Here is a 20,139-nt window from a genome sequence, read left to right as displayed (position 1 = left end):
ATCCTCTTGTATGTCAATTTTGCTTAATGATTCAAATTAATGATAGAATGGAAGAGAGGGTAAATAGCCCCCTCTTCATTTAAACTGTATATCTGAGCGAGCGTTCAATCGAATAAAGAAAGCGTTATCAAAGCTTGTTCTAATAGAAATACATAATTTAGAAGGGAATGGTTTAACAATGAGAAAAACAGTAATCATTTCAGGAGCAAGAACACCATTTGGCAAATTTGGCGGAGCATTAAAATCATTTACCGCTTCCCAACTAGGTGGAAAGGCAATCCGTTCCGCACTAGATCGTGCTGGTCTGACAGAATCGGAAATTGATGAAGTCATCATGGGAACGGTTTTGCAAGGCGGTCAAGGCCAGATTCCTTCACGACAGGCAGCACGGGAAGCAGGAATTCCATGGGAAGTAAAAACAGAAACGATTAACAAAGTATGTGCCTCAGGTCTCCGCAGCGTTACATTGGCCGATCAATTAATTCGTCTTGGCGATGAAGAAGTGATCGTTGCTGGTGGGATGGAGAGCATGAGCAATGCGCCATACTACCTGCCGGATGCTCGCTGGGGAAATCGCATGGGTGATAAAAAGGTAGTTGATTTGATGATACATGATGGCTTGACATGTTCGTTTAAAGGAATCCATATGGGTAACTATGGAAATTCAACTGCTGAAGAATTTGGATTGACAAGAGAACAGCAGGATGAGTGGTCACTCCGCAGTCACCAGCGAGCGATAAAAGCGATAGAGGACGGCAAATTCGCTGAGGAAATTGTCGCATTAGAGGTTCCGCAACGTAAAGGGGGAGCCATTGTTGTTGATACCGATGAGGCCCCCCGTAAAGATACAAGTATGGAAAAGCTGGCTACATTGCGCCCTGCTTTTGACCCGGATGGTACGGTCACAGCCGGTAATGCACCGGGAGTCAATGACGGCGCATGTGCATTTGTCGTTATGGCTGATGAAAAAGCAGCCGAGCTTGGCAAAACACCAATGGCAACGGTTCTAGGCCATGCAGAAGTAGCGGTTGAAGCTAAAAATTTTCCGCAAACCCCAGGACTTGTAATTAATAAACTGCTCGAGAAAACAGGATACTCCAAGGATGATATTGATTTATTTGAGATTAACGAAGCTTTTGCCGTTGTTTCTTTGGCTAGTGGACAAATTGCTGGTATAGATCCGGAAAAGGTAAATGTGAATGGTGGCGCAGTAGCACTAGGTCACCCGATTGGTGCTAGCGGCGCTCGCATTATTTTAACACTGATTCATGAACTAAAACGCCGCGGTGGTGGATTAGGGATTGCGGCGATTTGCAGTGGCGGTGGCCAAGGGGATGCCATTTTAGTGGAAGTACCTAAACAGTAAACTATAGGCAAGGGGCAGTCTCTTAAATAGTAATATTTTGTACGGGATGAGCGCGCGGGTAACATTTTTGGACCGCGCAATACCATCCAAGTACTGTAAAATAGTGCATCCTAAGCAGTAATAACACCATATGCAAAGGCATATCACCAATAAATATCATGGTGCTCAGATCATAAGGGAGGAATCAGACGAACATGGATATAAAAAAAGTGATGGTAATCGGTGCAGGACAAATGGGCTCAGGGATTGCCCAGGTCTGTGCCCAGTCAGGCTTTGATGTTTTTTTAAACGATATGAGTGAGCAAGCATTGGAAAAAGGCATGAAAAATATTGAAAAGTTATTGATGCGAGCAGTCGAAAAAGAGCGAATCACGGAAACACAGAAAACGGACACGTTAAATCGGCTGCATCCTTCGACAACATTAACCGATGCCGCTTCGTGTGATGTAGTCATTGAAGCAGTCGTCGAAAATATGGAAGTGAAGGCTAAGGTGTTTGCCGAACTCGACAACATCACACCAAAACATGCCATTTTAGCGTCGAATACATCCTCATTACCAATTACAGAAATAGCAGGTGCAACAAGTCGCCCCGATCAGGTAATTGGGATGCATTTTATGAATCCGGTTCCAATAATGAAACTGGTTGAAATTATTCGCGGACTGCAAACGAGTGATGAAACATATCAGACAATAGAAAACATGGCAAAACAATTAGCGAAAACGTCTGTTGAAGTGAGTGATTTACCAGGATTCGCTGCCAATCGTATTCTTATGCCAATGATTAATGAAGCAGTATTTGCATTATACGAAGGAGTAGCATCGGTTGAAGACATTGACACAGTGATGAAACTCGGCATGAATCATCCGATGGGACCTTTGACATTAGCTGATTTCATCGGTTTGGACACGTGTCTTTATATCATGGAAGTACTTTACGAAGGATTTGGCGACAGTAAATATCGCCCATGTCCATTACTTCGGAAATATGTGAACGCTGGCTGGCTTGGTAAAAAGTCGGGCCGCGGATTTTACCAATACGGCGATTAAAGCCACACTGCCGGAAGCGCAATAGATAAATATAGAAGGTCAAAACGATTTTTACGATAACAGCATGATAGACAAAAAGGGGGCGAATGGATGAACTTGTATTTATCCGAGGAACAGGAAATGATCCGTAAGATGGTGCGCGACTTTGCCCATAAAGAAGTCGCAAAAGAAGTGGAACGTATGGAACGAGAAGACCGTTTCCCAAGAGAGCTCATTCAGAAGATGGGGAAGCTTGGGCTGATGGGAATCCCAATCCCGACGGAATATGGTGGAAGTGGCATGGATCTCATCTCTTATATTATTGCGATAAATGAATTATCCAAAGTTAGTGCCACACTTGGCGTCATTTTATCCGTACACACATCTGTAGGGACTAATCCAATCCGTTATTTCGGTAATGAAGAACAGAAGAAACACTACTTGCCTAAGCTTGCCTCCGGTGAATATTTGGGTGCGTTCGCCCTGACAGAGCCTGGTGCGGGTTCAGATGCAGCCAGTTTGAAAATGAAAGCGAAAAAAGCTGGCGACAACTATATTTTAAACGGGTCAAAGATGTTTATAACGAATGGGGGGGAAGCAGACACGTACATTACCTTTGCCCGCACAAGCGATGAACGGGGAAAAAGCGGTGTGAGTACATTTATCGTCGAAAAAGATACACCGGGTCTAGTCATCGGCAAGAAGGAAAAGAAAATGGGGTTACACGGTTCCAATACGGTACAACTAAATTTCGACCAGTGTATCGTTCCGCAAGAGCAGCTGCTTGGTAAAGAGGGAGACGGTTTCAAAATTGCGATGGCCATTCTGAATCATGGGCGAATTGGAATTGCTGCTCAGGCTTTAGGAATTGCTGAAGCAGCACTTGCGTACGCCACAAACTATGCGAGTACCCGTGAACAATTCGGTAAGCCCATTGCCCATAATCAAGGAATTTCCTTTAAACTAGCTGACATGGCAACAGAGGTAGAAGCTGCAAAACTATTAACCTATCATGCTGCATCGCTTGTTCAGCAAAATAGTGCGTGTAGCAAAGAGGTATCCATGGCCAAAATGTACGCGGCGAAAACCGCAAGAAAAACGGCAATTGAGGCTGTGCAAGTATACGGCGGTTACGGATATACCAAGGACTACCCTGTGGAACGCCTTTTCCGGGATGCGAAGATAACAGAAATCTATGAAGGAACAAACGAAATACAGCATATCGTTATCGCCAAACATCTCTTACTAGACTGAAAAGCTCTAACTAGCTGGCACTGTTTAGTGCTTTCAAGCATGGGCGAGTGCAGTTTTTTGAATAAGATATATGGAATCAATTAGTATAGCGATTTAACACAGGACTTATTAGATATAAAAGATTATAAGGGAGGTGACCCTGGTTGTTTTAATGTTTTTAACATGGATTGCACCTAAAATGACCAGGAGTACAAAATGAATTTTCAACTAACCGATGAACAGGAAATGCTGCGTAAAATGGTTCGGGATTTTGCGAAGAAAGACGTCGAGCCAACAGCAGCTAAGCGTGATGAAGAAGAACGCTTTGACCGCGAAATTTTTAATAAAATGGCGGAACTTGGCTTGACCGGGATTCCATGGCCTGAAGAATATGGCGGGATTGGTGGGGATTTTGTCAGTTATGTCATAGCTGTAGAGGAGCTATCACGTGTTTGTGCCTCAACAGGTGTTACACTATCGGCACACCTGTCGCTTTGCAGCTGGCCAATCTTTAAATACGGAAATGAAGCACAAAAGCAAACATTCCTCACTCGTTTGGCAACAGGTGAAGCATTGGGCGCCTATGCGCTGTCAGAGCCTGGTGCAGGAAGTGATGCGGCAGCTATGAAAACAACCGCGAAAAAAGATGGCGATCACTATGTGCTGAACGGGAATAAAGTGTGGATTACCAACGGTGGTGTGGCTGATATTTATCTTGTTTTTGCCAAGACAGATCCAGAGGCCAGACATAAAGGGGTTAGTGCTTTTATTGTCGAAAAAGGCACAAAGGGATTTACTTTCGGCAAAAAAGAAAAGAAATTGGGCATTCGTTCATCCCCTACAACCGAATTAATTTTTGAAAATTGCCGTGTACCGAAAGAAAATATGCTAGGTGCGGAAGGAGAAGGCTTTAAAATTGCCATGGCAACCCTTGACGGAGGACGCAATGGCATCGCAGCACAGGCATTAGGTATTGCCCAAGGAGCACTTGATGCGGCGGTTGACTATGCAAAAGAGCGTGAGCAATTTGGCAAACCGATTGCACATAATCAAGGAATCTCGTTTAAGTTAGCTGACATGGCAACCGAAGTTGAAGCTGCCCGTCTGTTAACCTACCAAGCAGCATGGCTGGAATCACAAGGACAGCCATACGGAAAAGCATCAGCAATGTCAAAATTATTTGCAGGTGACGCTGCGATGCGTATTACGGTGGAAGCAGTCCAGGTATTCGGTGGCTATGGCTATACAAAGGATTACCCGGTCGAGCGCTATATGCGCGATGCAAAAATTACGCAAATCTATGAAGGAACAAATGAAGTACAGCGCCTGGTTATTGGCAGGATGCTGACGAAATAAAGTTGGAGCAATGAAATCGGCATTGAGCCGATTTCGCGCGACAACCCAGGGGGAACGCGCGACATGATGTCGAGTTCGTATTGGATGAAGCTAGTGATCCATACAGGTTGTTATCGGAATGCTATCAAAAATGGAAGAAGGAAGGGAGGGTGTACATGACGGACAAACAAATTCTTTCCTCTGTAAAGGATCAGGAGTTGATTGAAAAACGGCGCACCCAAATGGTTCAAGGAGCGATTACCCTTTTCAAGGAAAAAGGCTTTCATCGGACCACTACGAGAGAAATTGCCAAGGAAGCGGGCTTCAGTATCGGAACGCTGTATGAATATATTCGTACAAAAGAAGATATTTTGTTTCTAGTTGTCGATTCGATTCACCATCAGGTTCGTGACCAGCTGGAGGCAAAAATTAACTTGGCAACTCCATCCGTTGCAAACTTTGTCTCTGTGATTCAATCCTATTTTCACTTGATGGATGACATGCAGGAGGAGGTTCTCATCCTATATCAGGAAGTAAAATCGCTCAAAAAGGAATCAAGAGAATACGTGCTGCGTAAAGAGCGGGATATGATCAGTATGCTCGAACGAGTTATTGCTGCCTGTCTGCCTGATGAAATAGCGAAACAGGATGTGGAGCTTTTAGCAAACAATATTTTTGTCCAAGGGCAAATGTGGGGATTCAGAAGGTGGATACTCCAAAAGCAATTTACACTGGAAGAATATATTGACGGTCAAATCAATTACCTGCTGAAAGGTTTAAATATTAAGGCACAACCAGACGAGGGATTTACACAAAAGGGAGGAGTATAAATAATGGAAAGCCCGGAAGTTTACTATCCAAAAAACCCTGTCCGTATCGTATCCGCTTCCAGTCTGTTTGATGGGCATGATGCATCGATTAACATTATGCGGAGAATTATGCAGTCCAGTGGTGCAGAGGTTATCCATTTGGGGCATAACCGCTCCGTCGAAGAAGTGGTGCACGCCGCCATTCAGGAGGATGCACAAGGAATAGCTATTTCATCCTATCAAGGAGGTCATGTCGAATATTTTAAATACATGGTTGATTTATTAAAGGAACTCGGTGCAGATCATATTAAGGTTGTCGGCGGCGGCGGTGGAACGATTCTTCCCCGCGAGATTAAGGAGCTGCACGAATATGGTGTGACATGGATCTTTTCACCGGAGGACGGCAGGAAGTATGGACTCCAAGGCATGATTAATCGTATCTTGGAAAAATGTGATTTCGTTCCCCCGATTAATGTCAAAAAGGATCAGGAAAAATTGTTCAAGGGAGATCGTGGTGCTATTGCAAAATTCATCACCTATATGGAGAACGGTTCGGTCGATGATACGGAAAAACAGACAGTATTGAAAGTGATCCGGCAGAAGGCACATGATAAAACCCCCGTTCTCGGGATTACTGGTACCGGCGGAGCAGGAAAGAGCTCCTTGACCGATGAATTAATCCGTCGTTTCATCCATGAGATTCCGGATAAAAAAATCGCGATTATTTCGATCGACCCGACAAAAAGGAAAACAGGTGGAGCGTTGCTTGGTGACCGGATTCGCATGAATGCCATTTTTAGCGACCGGGTTTATATGCGGTCACTTGCAACCCGCGATTCAAGTACGGAATTATCCAAAGCAATCCAGGAAGCCATCGAAGTTGTGAAAGCCTCCGGTTATGACTTCATTATTGTGGAAACAAGTGGTATCGGTCAGGGGAATGCTGCAATCACCGATGTAACGGATCTGTCCATGTATGTCATGACAGCGGAATTCGGGGCTCCATCCCAATTAGAGAAAATTGATATGATTGATTACGCCGACTTTATAGTCATTAATAAATTTGAGCAAAAAGGGTCTGAAGATGCACTGAATCAAGTTCGTAAGCAATATGAACGAAGCCATATGCTCTTCCACCAGGACCAAACAAAGTTCCCGGTATTTGGGACCATTGCAAGCCAGTTTAATGATGAAGGTACGAATGCATTATTTGCCTCGATTGTCGATACGTTAAACGAAAAATACGATTGGAATGAGACGATCGACTTCAATCGGAATACCATTGCCGAAAAGCAGAACATGATCATTACCAACGAGCGCCGTCATTATTTGCGCGAAATTGCAACACATGTGCGCAACTATCATCATAATGTCGAAAAGCAAAGTGATATCGCGCGAAAGCTTTACCAGCTTGAAGGGGTAAAAGAAGTATTGGATGGAGACGCTGCCATCCAAACCATTGATGATAAAATTGCCAGCCTCGAGGAAGAACTTGATCCAAAAACAAAAAAACTGCTGGACAGCTGGGATGAAACAAAGGAAAGGTACAGTCAGGATAAAATGACATTCGCTGTTCGGGGTAAAGAAATCGAAATGGATATTGTCACCGAATCATTGTCAGGCTTAAAAATTCCGAAAGTTGCATTTCCCAATTATACAGACTGGGGTGAGCGGCTAACCTGGCTTTTAAAAGAAAATGTCCCTGGTGCTTTTCCATTTACAGCAGGAGTTTTCCCTTTTAAACGCAAAGGGGAGGATCCGACACGACAGTTTGCCGGTGAAGGGACACCAGAGCGGACAAACCGCCGTTTTCATTATTTATCAAAAAATAATGATGCGAAACGTCTTTCGACAGCGTTTGATTCGGTGACATTATACGGAGAAGACCCAGCAAAACGCCCGGATATCTATGGAAAAGTCGGCGAAAGCGGGGTTAATATTTGTACACTTAGAGACATGAAAAAGCTGTACGATGGTTTTGATTTAACGAATCCATTAACATCGGTATCGATGACGATCAACGGTCCGGCACCAATTATCCTGGCGATGTTTTTCAATACAGCAATTGATCAGCAACTTGCTAAATTTAAAGAAGAAAACGGCCGGGAACCTAACAAAGCGGAATATGAAAAACTGAAAGACGATACATTGGCCGTTGTTCGGGGAACGGTTCAGGCCGATATTTTAAAAGAAGATCAGGGGCAAAACACGTGTATTTTTTCAACTGAATTTGCGTTACGTATGATGGGGGATATTCAGCAATATTTTATCGATAAAAACGTCCGCAATTATTATTCGGTTTCGATATCCGGCTATCATATTGCCGAAGCAGGAGCAAATCCGATTACACAGCTTGCCTTTACACTGGCAAACGGATTTACTTATGTGGAATATTATTTGAGCCGGGGAATGGACATTAACAAATTCGCCAAAAACCTGTCCTTCTTTTTCTCAAACGGACTTGATCCGGAATATACGGTGATTGGCCGTGTTGCCCGTCGTATCTGGGCTGTGACCATGAGGGATAAATATGGCGCCGATGAACGGAGCCAGAAGTTGAAATATCATGTGCAAACGTCTGGAAGGTCTTTGCATGCACAGGAAATTCAATTTAATGATATTCGCACCACATTGCAGGCATTGCTAGCAATTCAGGATAACTGTAATTCTTTGCATACTAATTCTTATGATGAGGCGATTACAACGCCGACAGAGGAATCGGTACGACGAGCAATGGCGATTCAAATGATTATCAATAAAGAGTTCGGCCTAACGAAAAATGAAAACTCCCTGCAAGGTTCATTTATTGTTGAGGAGTTAACCGATCTTGTTGAGGAAGCAGTACTACAGGAATTTGAAAAAATGAATGACCGAGGCGGCGTATTAGGAGCAATGGAGCGGCAGTATCAACGTGGTAAAATCCAGGAAGAATCGCTTTATTACGAAGGCAAGAAACATTCAGGTGAACTGCCGATAATTGGCGTAAATACGTATTTAAGTCCAAATCCGCCTTCAGAGGAAGAGATTGATTCCATGGAGCTTGCCCGTTCATCGACTGAGGAAAAAGAACATCAAATCAGTGAGCTGCATAAATTCCAAAATGCCAATAAGGCGCATGTTGACGCTGCACTAAAACAGCTAAAGCAGGTTGCCACATCCGGTGGGAACATCTTTGCTGAACTGATGGAAACCGTCAAAGTGGCGAGTCTTGGACAAATTACGAATGCACTGTATGAAGTAGGCGGGCAGTACAGGAGAAATATGTGATTTCATGCGTTTTTTGATACGGAAGAAAAAAAGTGAACAAAGGCGCTGGATCCGGACGTGGCCTACCCTGACATGAGCGGAATAGTGCCGGATTTTTATACTTTCTTACCTGTTGAGAAAAACAAGATGTTTTTCTCAACTTTTTTATGGTTTTCCCTAGCATATTCAGTCTTGATTTGTTTATAATGTATGGTATGGTTTATTAGAAAATAGGCTAAAATGAAAGATTATTAATAAATGTCCATGATAAAAGCAAGGCTGATGATAAAATAGAAAAGGGAGTGCGTTACCGTGAGCTTGAAAACTTATAGCCACGAAGATTTAGCAGATATGTCGATGATCGAATTGGCAAATTTAATTTTATTAGATGAAAAAAAAGCGCTTGATTTTAGAGAGGTTTTTGAAAAAATTTCAGAACTAAAAGGCTTTACGGAAGAACAGAAAGAACAATTTATTGCGCAATTTTATACGGACCTAAACATTGATGGCAGGTTTATGACACTTGGTTCCAATATGTGGGGGCTGAAACGGTGGTACCCGGTTGAGCAAATTGATGAGGAAATAACAGCTGAACCAAAGAAAAAGAAGAAGGCGAAGAAAAAGAAAAAAGCGGAAGAAGATTTTGAATCAGATGCTGAACTTGATATTGTTGACGAAGACATCGAAGTACTAACGGATGATTTCGTTGCCGATGAAGAGGAAGAAGACTTTGATGATTTTGAAGATGACGAAGAGCTTGATGAGGATTTTGCCGATGAAGATGAAGAGGACATCGACGATGATGAAGAGGAAGAAGAGAATAAATAATCCAAAATGGCTGCTTGACTTTTTCCTATCACATGAGTACAATTTTTATTGGGCTCTTTAAATTAAAATCAATGAAGCGTTCCCCCTGGTTGGGGGGAACGCTTTTCGTATTTTAAAGAGGCAAGCAAATAAATTTACGTTTAAATCACACATGTTGATGAACATTAAACGGTAATGATGCAGTTTTCTCAAAATGAAGCACCACCATATACAGTACAGAAGGAAGAGGGATGGATAATGACAAAGTATATTTTTGTAACGGGCGGTGTTGTATCATCGCTTGGAAAAGGGATTACAGCAGCTTCTTTAGGGAGATTATTAAAAAATCGCGGTTTAAAGGTGACCATTCAAAAGTTTGATCCCTATATCAATGTTGACCCCGGTACAATGAGCCCATATCAGCATGGTGAAGTGTTTGTAACGGAGGATGGCGCGGAAACGGATCTGGATTTAGGTCATTATGAACGTTTTACCGACATCAACTTGAATAAATACAGTAACATTACAACGGGAAAAGTTTATTCAAGTGTTATTAAAAAAGAACGACGTGGTGATTACCTTGGTGGCACGGTTCAAGTTATTCCCCATATTACAAATGAAATAAAAGAGCAAGTATTTCGGGCTGGACAAGCAACTAAAGCGGACGTCGTAATTACAGAGATTGGCGGTACAGTGGGGGACATTGAATCATTGCCATTTTTGGAGGCAATCCGCCAGATTAAAAGTGATATCGGCCGCGACCATGTCATGTATATTCATTGTACACTTGTTCCATATATTAAAGCGGCAGGTGAAATGAAAACAAAGCCGACGCAGCATAGTGTGAAGGAGCTGCGTTCATTAGGAATTCAGCCGGATGCGATTATTTTACGAACGGAACTACCAATTAGCCAGGACATGAAAGATAAAATTGCTCTTTTCTGTGATATTAACGAAAAGGCGGTTATTGAAATGCGTGACGCCGATACGCTTTATCAAGTACCGATCGCACTGCAGGAACAGCATCTGGATCAATTAACTTGTGACCATTTCGGGCTGGATTGCAAGCCGGCTGCTATGGACGAATGGAAGCAGCTGGTCAATAAGGTGCGAAATTTGTCAAAAACAGTAAAAATTGGCCTTGTTGGAAAATATGTCGAACTTCCTGATGCCTATATTTCGGTTGTCGAATCATTGAAACATGCCGGATTTCTTTACGATACAGATATCGACATTCATTGGATCAACGCGGAGAAGCTGGATAAGGAAACAATTAAGAAGGAACTTGCCCAGGTTGATGGAATATTAGTCCCTGGAGGTTTTGGCGACCGGGGTATTGAAGGAAAAATTGAAGCAATCCACTATGCTCGGGAAAACAATGTTCCATTTTTCGGCATTTGTCTGGGAATGCAATTGGCTACCGTTGAATTTGCCCGCAATGTATTAGGGCTTGAAGGGGCACACTCAGCAGAAATAAATCCGGAAACATCATATCCGATCATTGATTTATTACCCGAACAGAAAAACATCTCTGATTTAGGTGGTACATTAAGGCTAGGGATATATCCATGTAAATTGCAGGATGGTACAAAAACGAAAGCTGCATACAATGGAGAGGATATCGTTTATGAACGGCACCGTCACCGATATGAATTTAATAATGAATACCGCAATCTAATGGAGGATAATGGCTTCATCTTCTCCGGCACGAGTCCAGATGGAAGATTGGTGGAAACGATTGAACTGGACAACCATCCATGGTTTATTGCCTGCCAGTTTCACCCGGAATTTAAGTCACGCCCTACCAGACCGCAACGTTTATTTGCCGGCTTTATTGACGCTGCGATAAAACATCAGTAATCACCTGATCAATATCAGCGACCATTGTGTTTTGCACTGTCCACTACAGTATGAATCATATAATTTTTAAAACTTGAAACCCGCCTATAATAGGCGGGTTCTTATTTGCATATAATTTTCATAATTTGGAATATATCCGTATTTGTGTTTTTGTTCTCTAAAAAGAAGGATATTGGCTATTTTTATCGAAATAACATTATGGAGGAACAAAGGCGCAAGCGCCCGGTTAGCGAAGTATAAACTGCGCCCTGCCAAGCAGGGTGGTTCGGTGTTGCTGCCGGGAGCAGCGGTTTTAACCGAACATTCCTACGAAGGAGATAAAGGAAGTTTACTACAGCTTTAGCGCTGGAGCCGGACGTGGCCTGCTCTGCTGTAAGCGTAATAGCGTCTCAAATTTTGTACTTTCTTTACTTAAGATAAAGAGATACTTATAAGGATGGTTAGAGTCTATGAAAAAAGAGATATTAATAGTTGATGATCAACCTGGTATACGATTATTATTACAGGAAGTGTTTGAAAATAGTGGCTATCATGTTGTGACAGCTAAAACGGGGAAGGAAGCGTTGGATAAAATACATAGTGGTACGTTTGATTTGATGATGCTTGATTATAAATTACCTGTTGTTGATGGTGTAAAGGTTCTCCAACAATTAGAACTTGAAGAGATTAACATACCGGCAATCGTCATGAGTGGTCTGGTTGAGGAACTCGTCAAGGAATTGGCGAATTATCCGAATGTAAAGGAAGTTGTCGGCAAACCTTTTAATATTAATAGCATATGCACCATTGTAAACAAACTGCTTGGGTGTGAATCATAAAGTGAAACTTCATTCAGTGGGGTTCCTTCCTCCCTCACTGAAAGTTAGCCTGAGAACCACACGATGTGGGTCACGAAGACGTAGACATAAAAGGAGGTGGCATTTTTCTTATTGTTTCTAAAATCAGCCATTTACGAGCTGTAAGGGAAATCAAGTGGCGGGAGTATACATATGTTGCGACTTTAAACGTGAATTGGTATTCTTATACTGTAATTAATACTAATTTGTATAGATAGATGTACCTTGTCTATGAAGGAGGATAATAGGATGCCATTAGTGTCGATGAAAGAAATGCTTGAAAAAGGAAAAGCAAATGGGTATGCTGTTGGACAATTCAATATCAATAACCTGGAATATATTCAGGCTATATTACAAGCGGCCGAAGAAGAAAAATCACCAGTTATTCTCGGTGTTTCGGAAGGTGCCGGAAAGTATATGGGCGGCTTCAAGGTTGTTGTCGCGATGGTTAAAGCGTTAATGGAGGAATATGGTACAACCGTGCCTGTTGCGATCCACCTGGACCATGGTTCAAGCTTTGAAAAGGCTGCACAGGCAATTCACGCCGGATTTACCTCTGTTATGATCGATGCCTCACATGATCCACTTGAAGAAAATATTGCCGTAACAAGTAAAGTAGTTGAATTGGCACACATTCATGGTGTATCCGTGGAAGCCGAACTCGGTACAGTGGGCGGACAGGAAGATGACGTTGTGGCTAATGGCGTAATCTACGCAGACCCTAAGGAATGTTTAGAACTGGTTAATCGTACAGGAATTGATTGTTTGGCACCAGCACTAGGTTCCGTTCACGGGCCGTATAAAGGGGAACCAAACCTTGGATTTGCTGAAATGGAGGAAATCTCCAAAACAATCGAACTTCCTTTAGTATTGCATGGTGGTACAGGAATTCCAACAAAGGATATCCAACATTCTATTTCATTAGGTACGGCAAAAATTAATGTAAACACCGAAAATCAAATTGCCCAAGCGAAAAAGGTCCGGGAAGTATTAAATGAAAAACCTGACCTGTACGATCCGCGAAAATATTTAGGACCAAGCCGTGATGCCATTAAAGAAACCGTTATTGGCAAAATGCGTGAATTTGGTTCATCAAATCAAGCGTAAAAGCACAAAAGCGGAAGCACACTAGTCCCTGGGGCTGGGCAAGGAAAATAATTTTGCCCATTTGGACAACGAAATCGGCTTTAAATTGCCGATTTCTTTCATCTGACTTCTATTTACATGTTCTTTAAAATATATGTAGGGAAAGAGAGGATACAACGACATGAAATTTTTTATTGATACAGCAAATATTGATGAGATTCGCGAGGCAAATGCACTCGGAATCCTGGCCGGTGTTACAACGAATCCGAGTCTGGTCGCAAAAGAGGGCGTGTCTTTCCATGACCGTCTCCGGGAAATAACGAAAGAAGTTTCCGGATCTGTAAGTGCAGAAGTAATTTCGGAAGATGCAGAAGGGATGATTAAAGAAGGAAAAGAGCTTGCGGCAATTGCCCCTAACATCACGGTTAAAGTACCAATGACCCTGGAAGGACTTAAAGCCGTAAAAGCGTTCAGTGACTTAAACATCAAAACAAATGTAACATTGATTTTTAACGCGAACCAGGCATTGCTTGCTGCACGTGCAGGGGCAACCTATGTGTCGCCATTTTTAGGACGCTTGGACGATATTGGTCAAGAAGGTATGGATTTGGTCGCAACGATTGCAGAAATTTTTGACCGTCATAGCATTGCAACAGAAATCATTGCAGCATCAATCAGACATCCATTACACGTCACAGATGCAGCCTTAAACGGTGCACACATTGCTACTATTCCATATAAAGTACTGTCACAGCTTGTGAAACACCCATTAACCGACCAAGGAATTGAAAAGTTTCTTGCTGATTGGAACAACGCAAAATAAAATCGCATGAAATTGGAAAAAATGTGCAAGATAATAACAAAGGTGCTGTAGCTGGAGGATCAAAAGCGGAAACGCTCTGTTAAAAGGGAAAGCCGACTAAAAACCGGTGCGTTAATACGGGGTCTGCATCATCTGCATCCACCGTGTGTCATTTGTGCTGGGCGGTCAGTGGTGGTCTGATAATCGGTATAGCACGAGTTACAAAAAATTATTCGAAATGTGTGTGTTCAAAAGCTTATTTTGAACAACCTCAAAAGGCGGGGTTTTCCAATTGCAAAAAATGTTAGTAGAAGGCGGTCATACATTAAATGGCAAGGTGCGAATCAGTGGGGCGAAAAATAGTGCTGTTGCTCTTTTGCCTGCCGCTATATTGGCTGATTCTGATGTAACAATTGAAGGACTACCAGAAATCTCTGATGTTTACACGCTTGGAGATCTGCTTGAAGAAATTGGTGGCAAGGTAATGTGGAATGGTCAAACGGTACATATTGATCCGGAACATATGATTTCCATGCCGCTGCCCAACGGAAAAGTGAAAAAACTGCGGGCATCGTATTACTTTATGGGGGCAATGCTGGGTAAATTTAAACAAGCCGTTATCGGTCTCCCTGGCGGCTGCCATTTAGGGCCGAGGCCAATTGATCAGCATATCAAAGGGTTCGAAGCGTTAGGTGCGAAGGTAACCAATGAACAAGGTGCTATTTACATCCGTGCTGAAGAACTTACCGGTGCCAGGATCTATTTAGACGTTGTCAGTGTCGGTGCAACGATAAATATCATGCTTGCAGCGGTAAAGGCAAAAGGTAAAACAATCATTGAAAATGCCGCAAAGGAACCGGAAATTATTGATGTTGCAACACTTTTGACGAATATGGGTGCACAAATTAAAGGTGTTGGAACCGATGTTATTCGGATTGAAGGCGTTCCATCATTGCACGGATGCAGACACACCATTATTCCTGACCGCATTGAGGCAGGAACATACGCGATAGCCGCTGCCGCAGCTGGCAATGAAGTTGTTATCGACAATGTTATTTCCCAGCATTTAGAATCGCTGCTTGCTAAATTGCGCGAGATGGGGGTAACGGTTGAAGAAGGGGATGAACAGTTGTTAATTGCTTCCAAACAGCCATTAAAAAGTGTCGATATCAAAACGTTAGTTTATCCCGGTTTCCCAACCGACCTGCAGCAGCCATTTACAACGCTGTTGACAAAAACAGTTAATACAGGTGTTGTAACGGATACCATTTATTCAGCCCGACTAAAACATATTGACGAACTAAGGCGAATGAATGCTATAATAAAAGTGGAAGGTGGATCAGCAATCATTTCCGGTCCTGTGCAGCTTGAAGGAGCCAGAGTGAAAGCAACCGATTTACGTGCAGGGGCTGCGCTTATTGTAGCTGGTTTAATGGCCAATGGCATTACCGAAATAACCGGACTGGAGCATATTGACCGAGGATATGAAAAAATAACAGAAAAACTAACCGACCTCGGTGCAAATGTCTGGCGTGAAGAAATGAATGACCAGGAAATAGAGCAATTTCAAAATTCATGAACAAAGGCGCAAGCGCCCGTTAGCGACGTATATGCTGCGCCCTGCCAAGCTGGGTGGTTCGGTGTTGCTGCCGGGAGCAGCGGTCTTAACCGAACATTCCTACGTAGGAGAAGGAAACATGCCCCCGCAAAAGGGGTAGACGTGAGTTGGGCGCAAAGCCCGTACTTAGTCGGCCTTCCTTCTTACCCGAACGAGGGGATGTTCGACTAAGAACGCCACGTCCTGTGGCAACGTCGAACTGACCTACATCCTGTAGGCCCGACTTATCGTACGAAGGCGGGTGTTGCATACTAGTCGCTGGGCGCTGGAGCCGGACGTGGCCTACTCTGGCACGAGCAGAAGAGAGCCCTGATTTTTATACTTTCTTATCTGTAAACAAAAGTGTAGCACCTGGTTAGTGGCTGGGTAGTGAGCTGTATGTAGCCAATCCTGATGGTTGGCTCATAAAAATGGAATGTTTATTTTGAAATTGCTAAAAGAGATAAATAAATGCGGACAGTTAAAAATGTCCGCTTCGCTTTTCACGATCCATGGAATGAGGGGATTTTGCATAAAGGGGAGAAAAACCATGGAAAGAAGTTTAACAATGGAAATCGTACGTGTTACAGAGGCAGCAGCATTAAAATCGGCCCGTTGGATGGGACGAGGTAAAAAGGATGAGGCTGATGATGCTGCAACCTCTGCTATGCGTGCTGTATTTGATACAATTCCGATGCAAGGGACTGTCGTCATTGGCGAAGGTGAAATGGATGAGGCGCCAATGCTCTATATTGGGGAGAAGCTCGGAACAGGTGAAGGACCACGCGTTGATGTAGCGGTTGACCCGTTAGAGGGAACGAACATCGTTGCCCAAGGTACATGGAATGCGCTTGCCGTCATTGCAATCGCTGACCATAAAAAACTGCTCCATGCACCGGACATGTACATGCAAAAGCTTGCTGTTGGTCCGCAAGCAGTTGGCAAGGTAGATATAAATGCTTCCACACTTGAGAATCTGCTGGCAGTCGCAAAAGCAAAAGGCAAAAATATCGAGGATGTTGTCGCAGTCTTATTAGATCGCCCGCGCCATGAAAGATTGATTGAAGAAATCAGACAAGCAGGAGCAAGAATCAAACTAATTCCCGATGGCGATGTTGCTGCTGCGATGAACACCGCATTTGATGATACAGGCGTTGATATCTTGTTTGGAATCGGTGGAGCTCCTGAAGGCGTGTTATCCGCAGTTGCATTGAAGTGTCTTGGCGGTGAAATCCAGGGAAAACTGATCCCGTCAAATGATGAAGAACGGGATCGCTGCAAGAAAATGGGGATTACTGATTTTGATAAAGCATTAACAATGGAAGACATCTGCGGTGGTGATGACGCTATTTTTGCGGCAACGGGGGTAACGGACGGCGAACTGCTGAAAGGTGTCCAGTTCAAGGGCCAAAAAGCAACGACACAAACCGTTGTAATGCGCGCAAAAAGTGGAACTGTACGCTTCATCGATGGCGAACACAGCTTGCAAAAGAAACCAAACCTCGTAATCAAACCGTAAATGGAAAACGTAAAGTTTCTGTTTAACGGCATGTAGACGGAGTACAGCAAATCCCGGTGGAAACATTCTCTATAAGTGCATGTTCAAAAGTCACCATATATCATCTGGTGACTTTTGAACCCCCTCTGTTAGCCCAGTGCTTGCTGTAGACGTAATAACAAGGAAGCCTATTATGTACCGGCTTCCTTCTCTATTAATTCATATCTAACTTTTTTATCAAAATAGAGTTGAATAATACTGCTGAAAAAGGTAATATTGTAGATGTTTAATAATAGTTAAGAATGGCTAATATAATTTGTAAAAGAGGATGTTCAAAAAGTCCGGTGAAAATGGCGCATTAAATTTCTTTGCTAGTTTGGTTGGACTGTTGCCCCCAAGTCTTCGATGTACAAGAAATAAGGTACGGTTTTTAGCCGACGTTGATCCTTTTATCTTCCTTTTTGAACAAACTTATAAACAAACTTCAATTCTAGCTTCCGACAATTCTTCATTTCTTCAAGGCATTCTTCAGGTAAAGAAGTGAAATCTCAGGTGAAATACGTTCATGGCAGTCGGTTTTAAGTGTCCAAACACTATTGTGGCAATGATGAAATTCTTATGGAATATTGATTAAATAAATAACTCGTGTTGATAACTGTAACATAATACAATTTGAAAAATGAATAGGCGTGGTGATGGAATGGCTACATTGACAATTTCTCATTTAGAAACACTCACATTAAAAGAAATTTATACACTGGCAAAGGAATATAAAGTATCCTATTATGCCAAGCTAACAAAACGGGAACTTATTTTTGCGATTTTAAAAGCACAGGCGGAAAAAGATGGGTATTTATTTATGGATGGTATTCTGGAAATCATCCCATCGGAAGGGTTTGGCTTCTTGCGTCCGATAAATTATTCCCCTAGTGCGGAGGACATTTATATTTCCGCTTCGCAAATCCGGCGTTTTGATTTACGTAATGGTGATAAGGTTTCCGGTAAGGTGCGGCCACCGAAAGAAAATGAACGCTATTACGGTCTGCTGCATGTCGATGCTGTAAATGACGAAGACCCAGATTCTGCAAAGGAACGTGTTCACTTTCCAGCATTAACCGCACTATATCCGGATCGATTAATGAATTTGGAAACAGGAACAAAAAAGTTATCTACTAGAATTATTGATTTAATGACGCCGGTTGGTTTTGGACAGCGTGGATTAATTGTTGCACCGCCAAAAGCGGGGAAGACAATGCTGTTAAAGGAAATCGCCAACAGTATTTCCGAGAACCATCCAGATGCCAAGCTGATTATTTTACTGGTGGACGAGCGCCCGGAAGAAGTAACCGATATCGAACGTTCAGTCCATTCCGATGTTGACGTTGTCAGCTCAACATTTGATGAAGTACCAGAGAGTCATATTAAAGTGTCAGAGCTTGTCCTGGAACGGGCAATGCGCCTAGTCGAACATAAGCGTGATGTTATTGTATTGATGGATAGTATAACAAGACTTGCCCGGGCATATAACCTGGTCATTCCCCCAAGTGGCCGAACACTTTCCGGTGGTATTGATCCGGCCGCATTTCACCGGCCAAAACGCTTTTTCGGTGCAGCGCGAAATATTGAAGAAGGTGGAAGTTTTACTATTTTAGCAACGGCATTAGTGGACACAGGATCACGGATGGACGATGTGATCTATGAGGAATTTAAAGGTACCGGCAATATGGAATTACATCTTGATCGCAATTTGGCGGAAAGAAGAATTTTCCCAGCCATCGATATTTTACGGTCTGGTACCAGAAAAGAAGAATTACTTGTTCCAAAGAGTCACCTTGATAAAATCTGGGCTATCCGCAAAACGATGCAGGATTCAAATGATTTTCTCGACCGCTTCCTAAAGCGGCTTAAGGCATCGAAAAGCAACGAGGAATTTCTCCAGCAACTTGAAGAGGATATGAAGCGCCGCGGCACGAAAAGATAGATTTACTGACGCTGTCCTATTGCAATCGATAGCGCACACTGGTATAATCTCTTTATGTGAGTTTAGATAAGGTAAAACACCTATGACGGCTCTTGCAATAACTCTGTTTCTTAAGGATTCAGGGCAAAAAGGAGTGGAAAGACATGAAAAAGGAAATTCATCCAGAGTACAGAAAAGTTGTATTTCTTGATACTAGTTCAGATTTCAAATTCTTGAGCGGATCAACACAAAGCTCCGACGAAACAATTGAGTGGGAGGATGGCAACACGTACCCACTAATCCGTGTTGAAATTTCATCAGCATCACACCCATTCTACACAGGCAAACAAAAAGCAGACAAAGTCGGCGGCCGCGTAGACCGATTCAAGAAAAAATATAATATGAAATAAAAAGTGGAGCCGACCGTTTAGGGGCGTATGGACTGGACTGAACCGCAGGAGATAAAGGAAACACGATGAGCTGTAAAGCGAATCGATGTTGACTTATCGGACGGAGGTGAAGGAAGTCCACTAGCCCCTGGGAGGCGGAACTAGATTAAATAAAAGACTGAGGCGACTGTTTAGAAGCGGACGCATAAGCAAGGGACCGGAAAACACCCGGTCTTTGGTGTTTGGAGTGTCCATTGCTTATGACGGCAGCTTCTAGGAGCCGAAGC

The 20,139-nt window shown here is 43.0% G+C and carries 15 protein-coding genes; all 15 read left to right on the top strand.

What is annotated here, in order from left to right; translation table 11 throughout:
• Nucleotides 1–178 precede the first annotated feature (178 nt).
• The 15 genes from IEX12_RS05230 to IEX12_RS05160 all read left to right on the top strand — a co-directional run bounded on the left by IEX12_RS05230 (nt 179) and on the right by IEX12_RS05160 (nt 19,873).
• The gene (locus IEX12_RS05230; RefSeq protein WP_088052140.1) at nt 179–1,366 is read left to right on the top strand and encodes an acetyl-CoA C-acetyltransferase; all 1,188 of its coding nucleotides are present in this window, start codon (nt 179–181) and stop codon (nt 1,364–1,366) included.
• A gap of 194 nt (nt 1,367–1,560) precedes the next feature.
• Nucleotides 1,561–2,415: a 3-hydroxybutyryl-CoA dehydrogenase gene (locus IEX12_RS05225; RefSeq protein WP_088052141.1), complete on the top strand. Its 855-nt coding sequence runs from the start codon at nt 1,561–1,563 to the stop codon at nt 2,413–2,415.
• 90 nt (nt 2,416–2,505) lie between these two features.
• Entirely contained in the window at nt 2,506–3,648 is a 1,143-nt protein-coding gene (locus IEX12_RS05220) for an acyl-CoA dehydrogenase (RefSeq protein WP_088052142.1), read from the top strand.
• Between the two features lie 195 nt (nt 3,649–3,843).
• Nucleotides 3,844–4,983: an acyl-CoA dehydrogenase gene (locus tag IEX12_RS05215; RefSeq protein ID WP_088052143.1), complete on the top strand. Its 1,140-nt coding sequence runs from the start codon at nt 3,844–3,846 to the stop codon at nt 4,981–4,983.
• Nucleotides 4,984–5,138: 155 nt separating this feature from the next.
• The gene (locus IEX12_RS05210; protein WP_088052145.1) at nt 5,139–5,792 is read left to right on the top strand and encodes a TetR/AcrR family transcriptional regulator; all 654 of its coding nucleotides are present in this window, start codon (nt 5,139–5,141) and stop codon (nt 5,790–5,792) included.
• Between the two features lie 3 nt (nt 5,793–5,795).
• A complete protein-coding gene (gene icmF / locus IEX12_RS05205; RefSeq protein WP_088052147.1) occupies nt 5,796–9,038 on the top strand; it encodes a fused isobutyryl-CoA mutase/GTPase IcmF in 3,243 nt (1,080 codons plus the stop codon).
• 291 nt (nt 9,039–9,329) lie between these two features.
• Nucleotides 9,330–9,845 (top strand): DNA-directed RNA polymerase subunit delta, encoded by a 516-nt coding sequence (gene rpoE / locus IEX12_RS05200; RefSeq protein ID WP_088052149.1) that lies wholly within the window; start codon nt 9,330–9,332, stop codon nt 9,843–9,845.
• 237 nt (nt 9,846–10,082) lie between these two features.
• On the top strand, nt 10,083–11,684 hold the full coding sequence (gene pyrG / locus IEX12_RS05195) for a CTP synthase (protein WP_188724760.1): 1,602 nt from the start codon (nt 10,083–10,085) through the stop codon (nt 11,682–11,684).
• Between the two features lie 449 nt (nt 11,685–12,133).
• Nucleotides 12,134–12,502, top strand: a complete 369-nt coding sequence (locus tag IEX12_RS05190) for a response regulator (protein WP_155554766.1) — start codon at nt 12,134–12,136, stop codon at nt 12,500–12,502.
• A 267-nt stretch (nt 12,503–12,769) separates the two neighbouring features.
• Entirely contained in the window at nt 12,770–13,627 is an 858-nt protein-coding gene (locus IEX12_RS05185; protein ID WP_088052154.1) for a class II fructose-bisphosphate aldolase, read from the top strand.
• A 160-nt stretch (nt 13,628–13,787) separates the two neighbouring features.
• Nucleotides 13,788–14,429 (top strand): fructose-6-phosphate aldolase, encoded by a 642-nt coding sequence (gene fsa, locus IEX12_RS05180; RefSeq protein ID WP_088052155.1) that lies wholly within the window; start codon nt 13,788–13,790, stop codon nt 14,427–14,429.
• Between the two features lie 271 nt (nt 14,430–14,700).
• Complete coding sequence (gene murA / locus IEX12_RS05175) at nt 14,701–15,987, top strand: UDP-N-acetylglucosamine 1-carboxyvinyltransferase (protein WP_088052156.1); 1,287 nt, start codon at nt 14,701–14,703, stop codon at nt 15,985–15,987.
• Between the two features lie 568 nt (nt 15,988–16,555).
• Nucleotides 16,556–17,524: a class II fructose-bisphosphatase gene (glpX, locus tag IEX12_RS05170; protein WP_088052157.1), complete on the top strand. Its 969-nt coding sequence runs from the start codon at nt 16,556–16,558 to the stop codon at nt 17,522–17,524.
• 679 nt (nt 17,525–18,203) lie between these two features.
• Nucleotides 18,204–19,484 (top strand): transcription termination factor Rho, encoded by a 1,281-nt coding sequence (gene rho, locus IEX12_RS05165; RefSeq protein ID WP_088052159.1) that lies wholly within the window; start codon nt 18,204–18,206, stop codon nt 19,482–19,484.
• Between the two features lie 143 nt (nt 19,485–19,627).
• Entirely contained in the window at nt 19,628–19,873 is a 246-nt protein-coding gene (locus IEX12_RS05160; protein WP_088052160.1) for a type B 50S ribosomal protein L31, read from the top strand.
• The last annotated feature ends 266 nt before the right edge of the window (nt 19,874–20,139 follow it).

The organism is Lentibacillus populi (assembly GCA_014642895.1).
GTDB lineage: Bacteria > Bacillota > Bacilli > Bacillales > Amphibacillaceae > Lentibacillus_C > Lentibacillus_C populi.
Note: the sequence above shows the minus strand (reverse complement) of the source record. Positions and strands in the feature narration are given on the sequence as shown.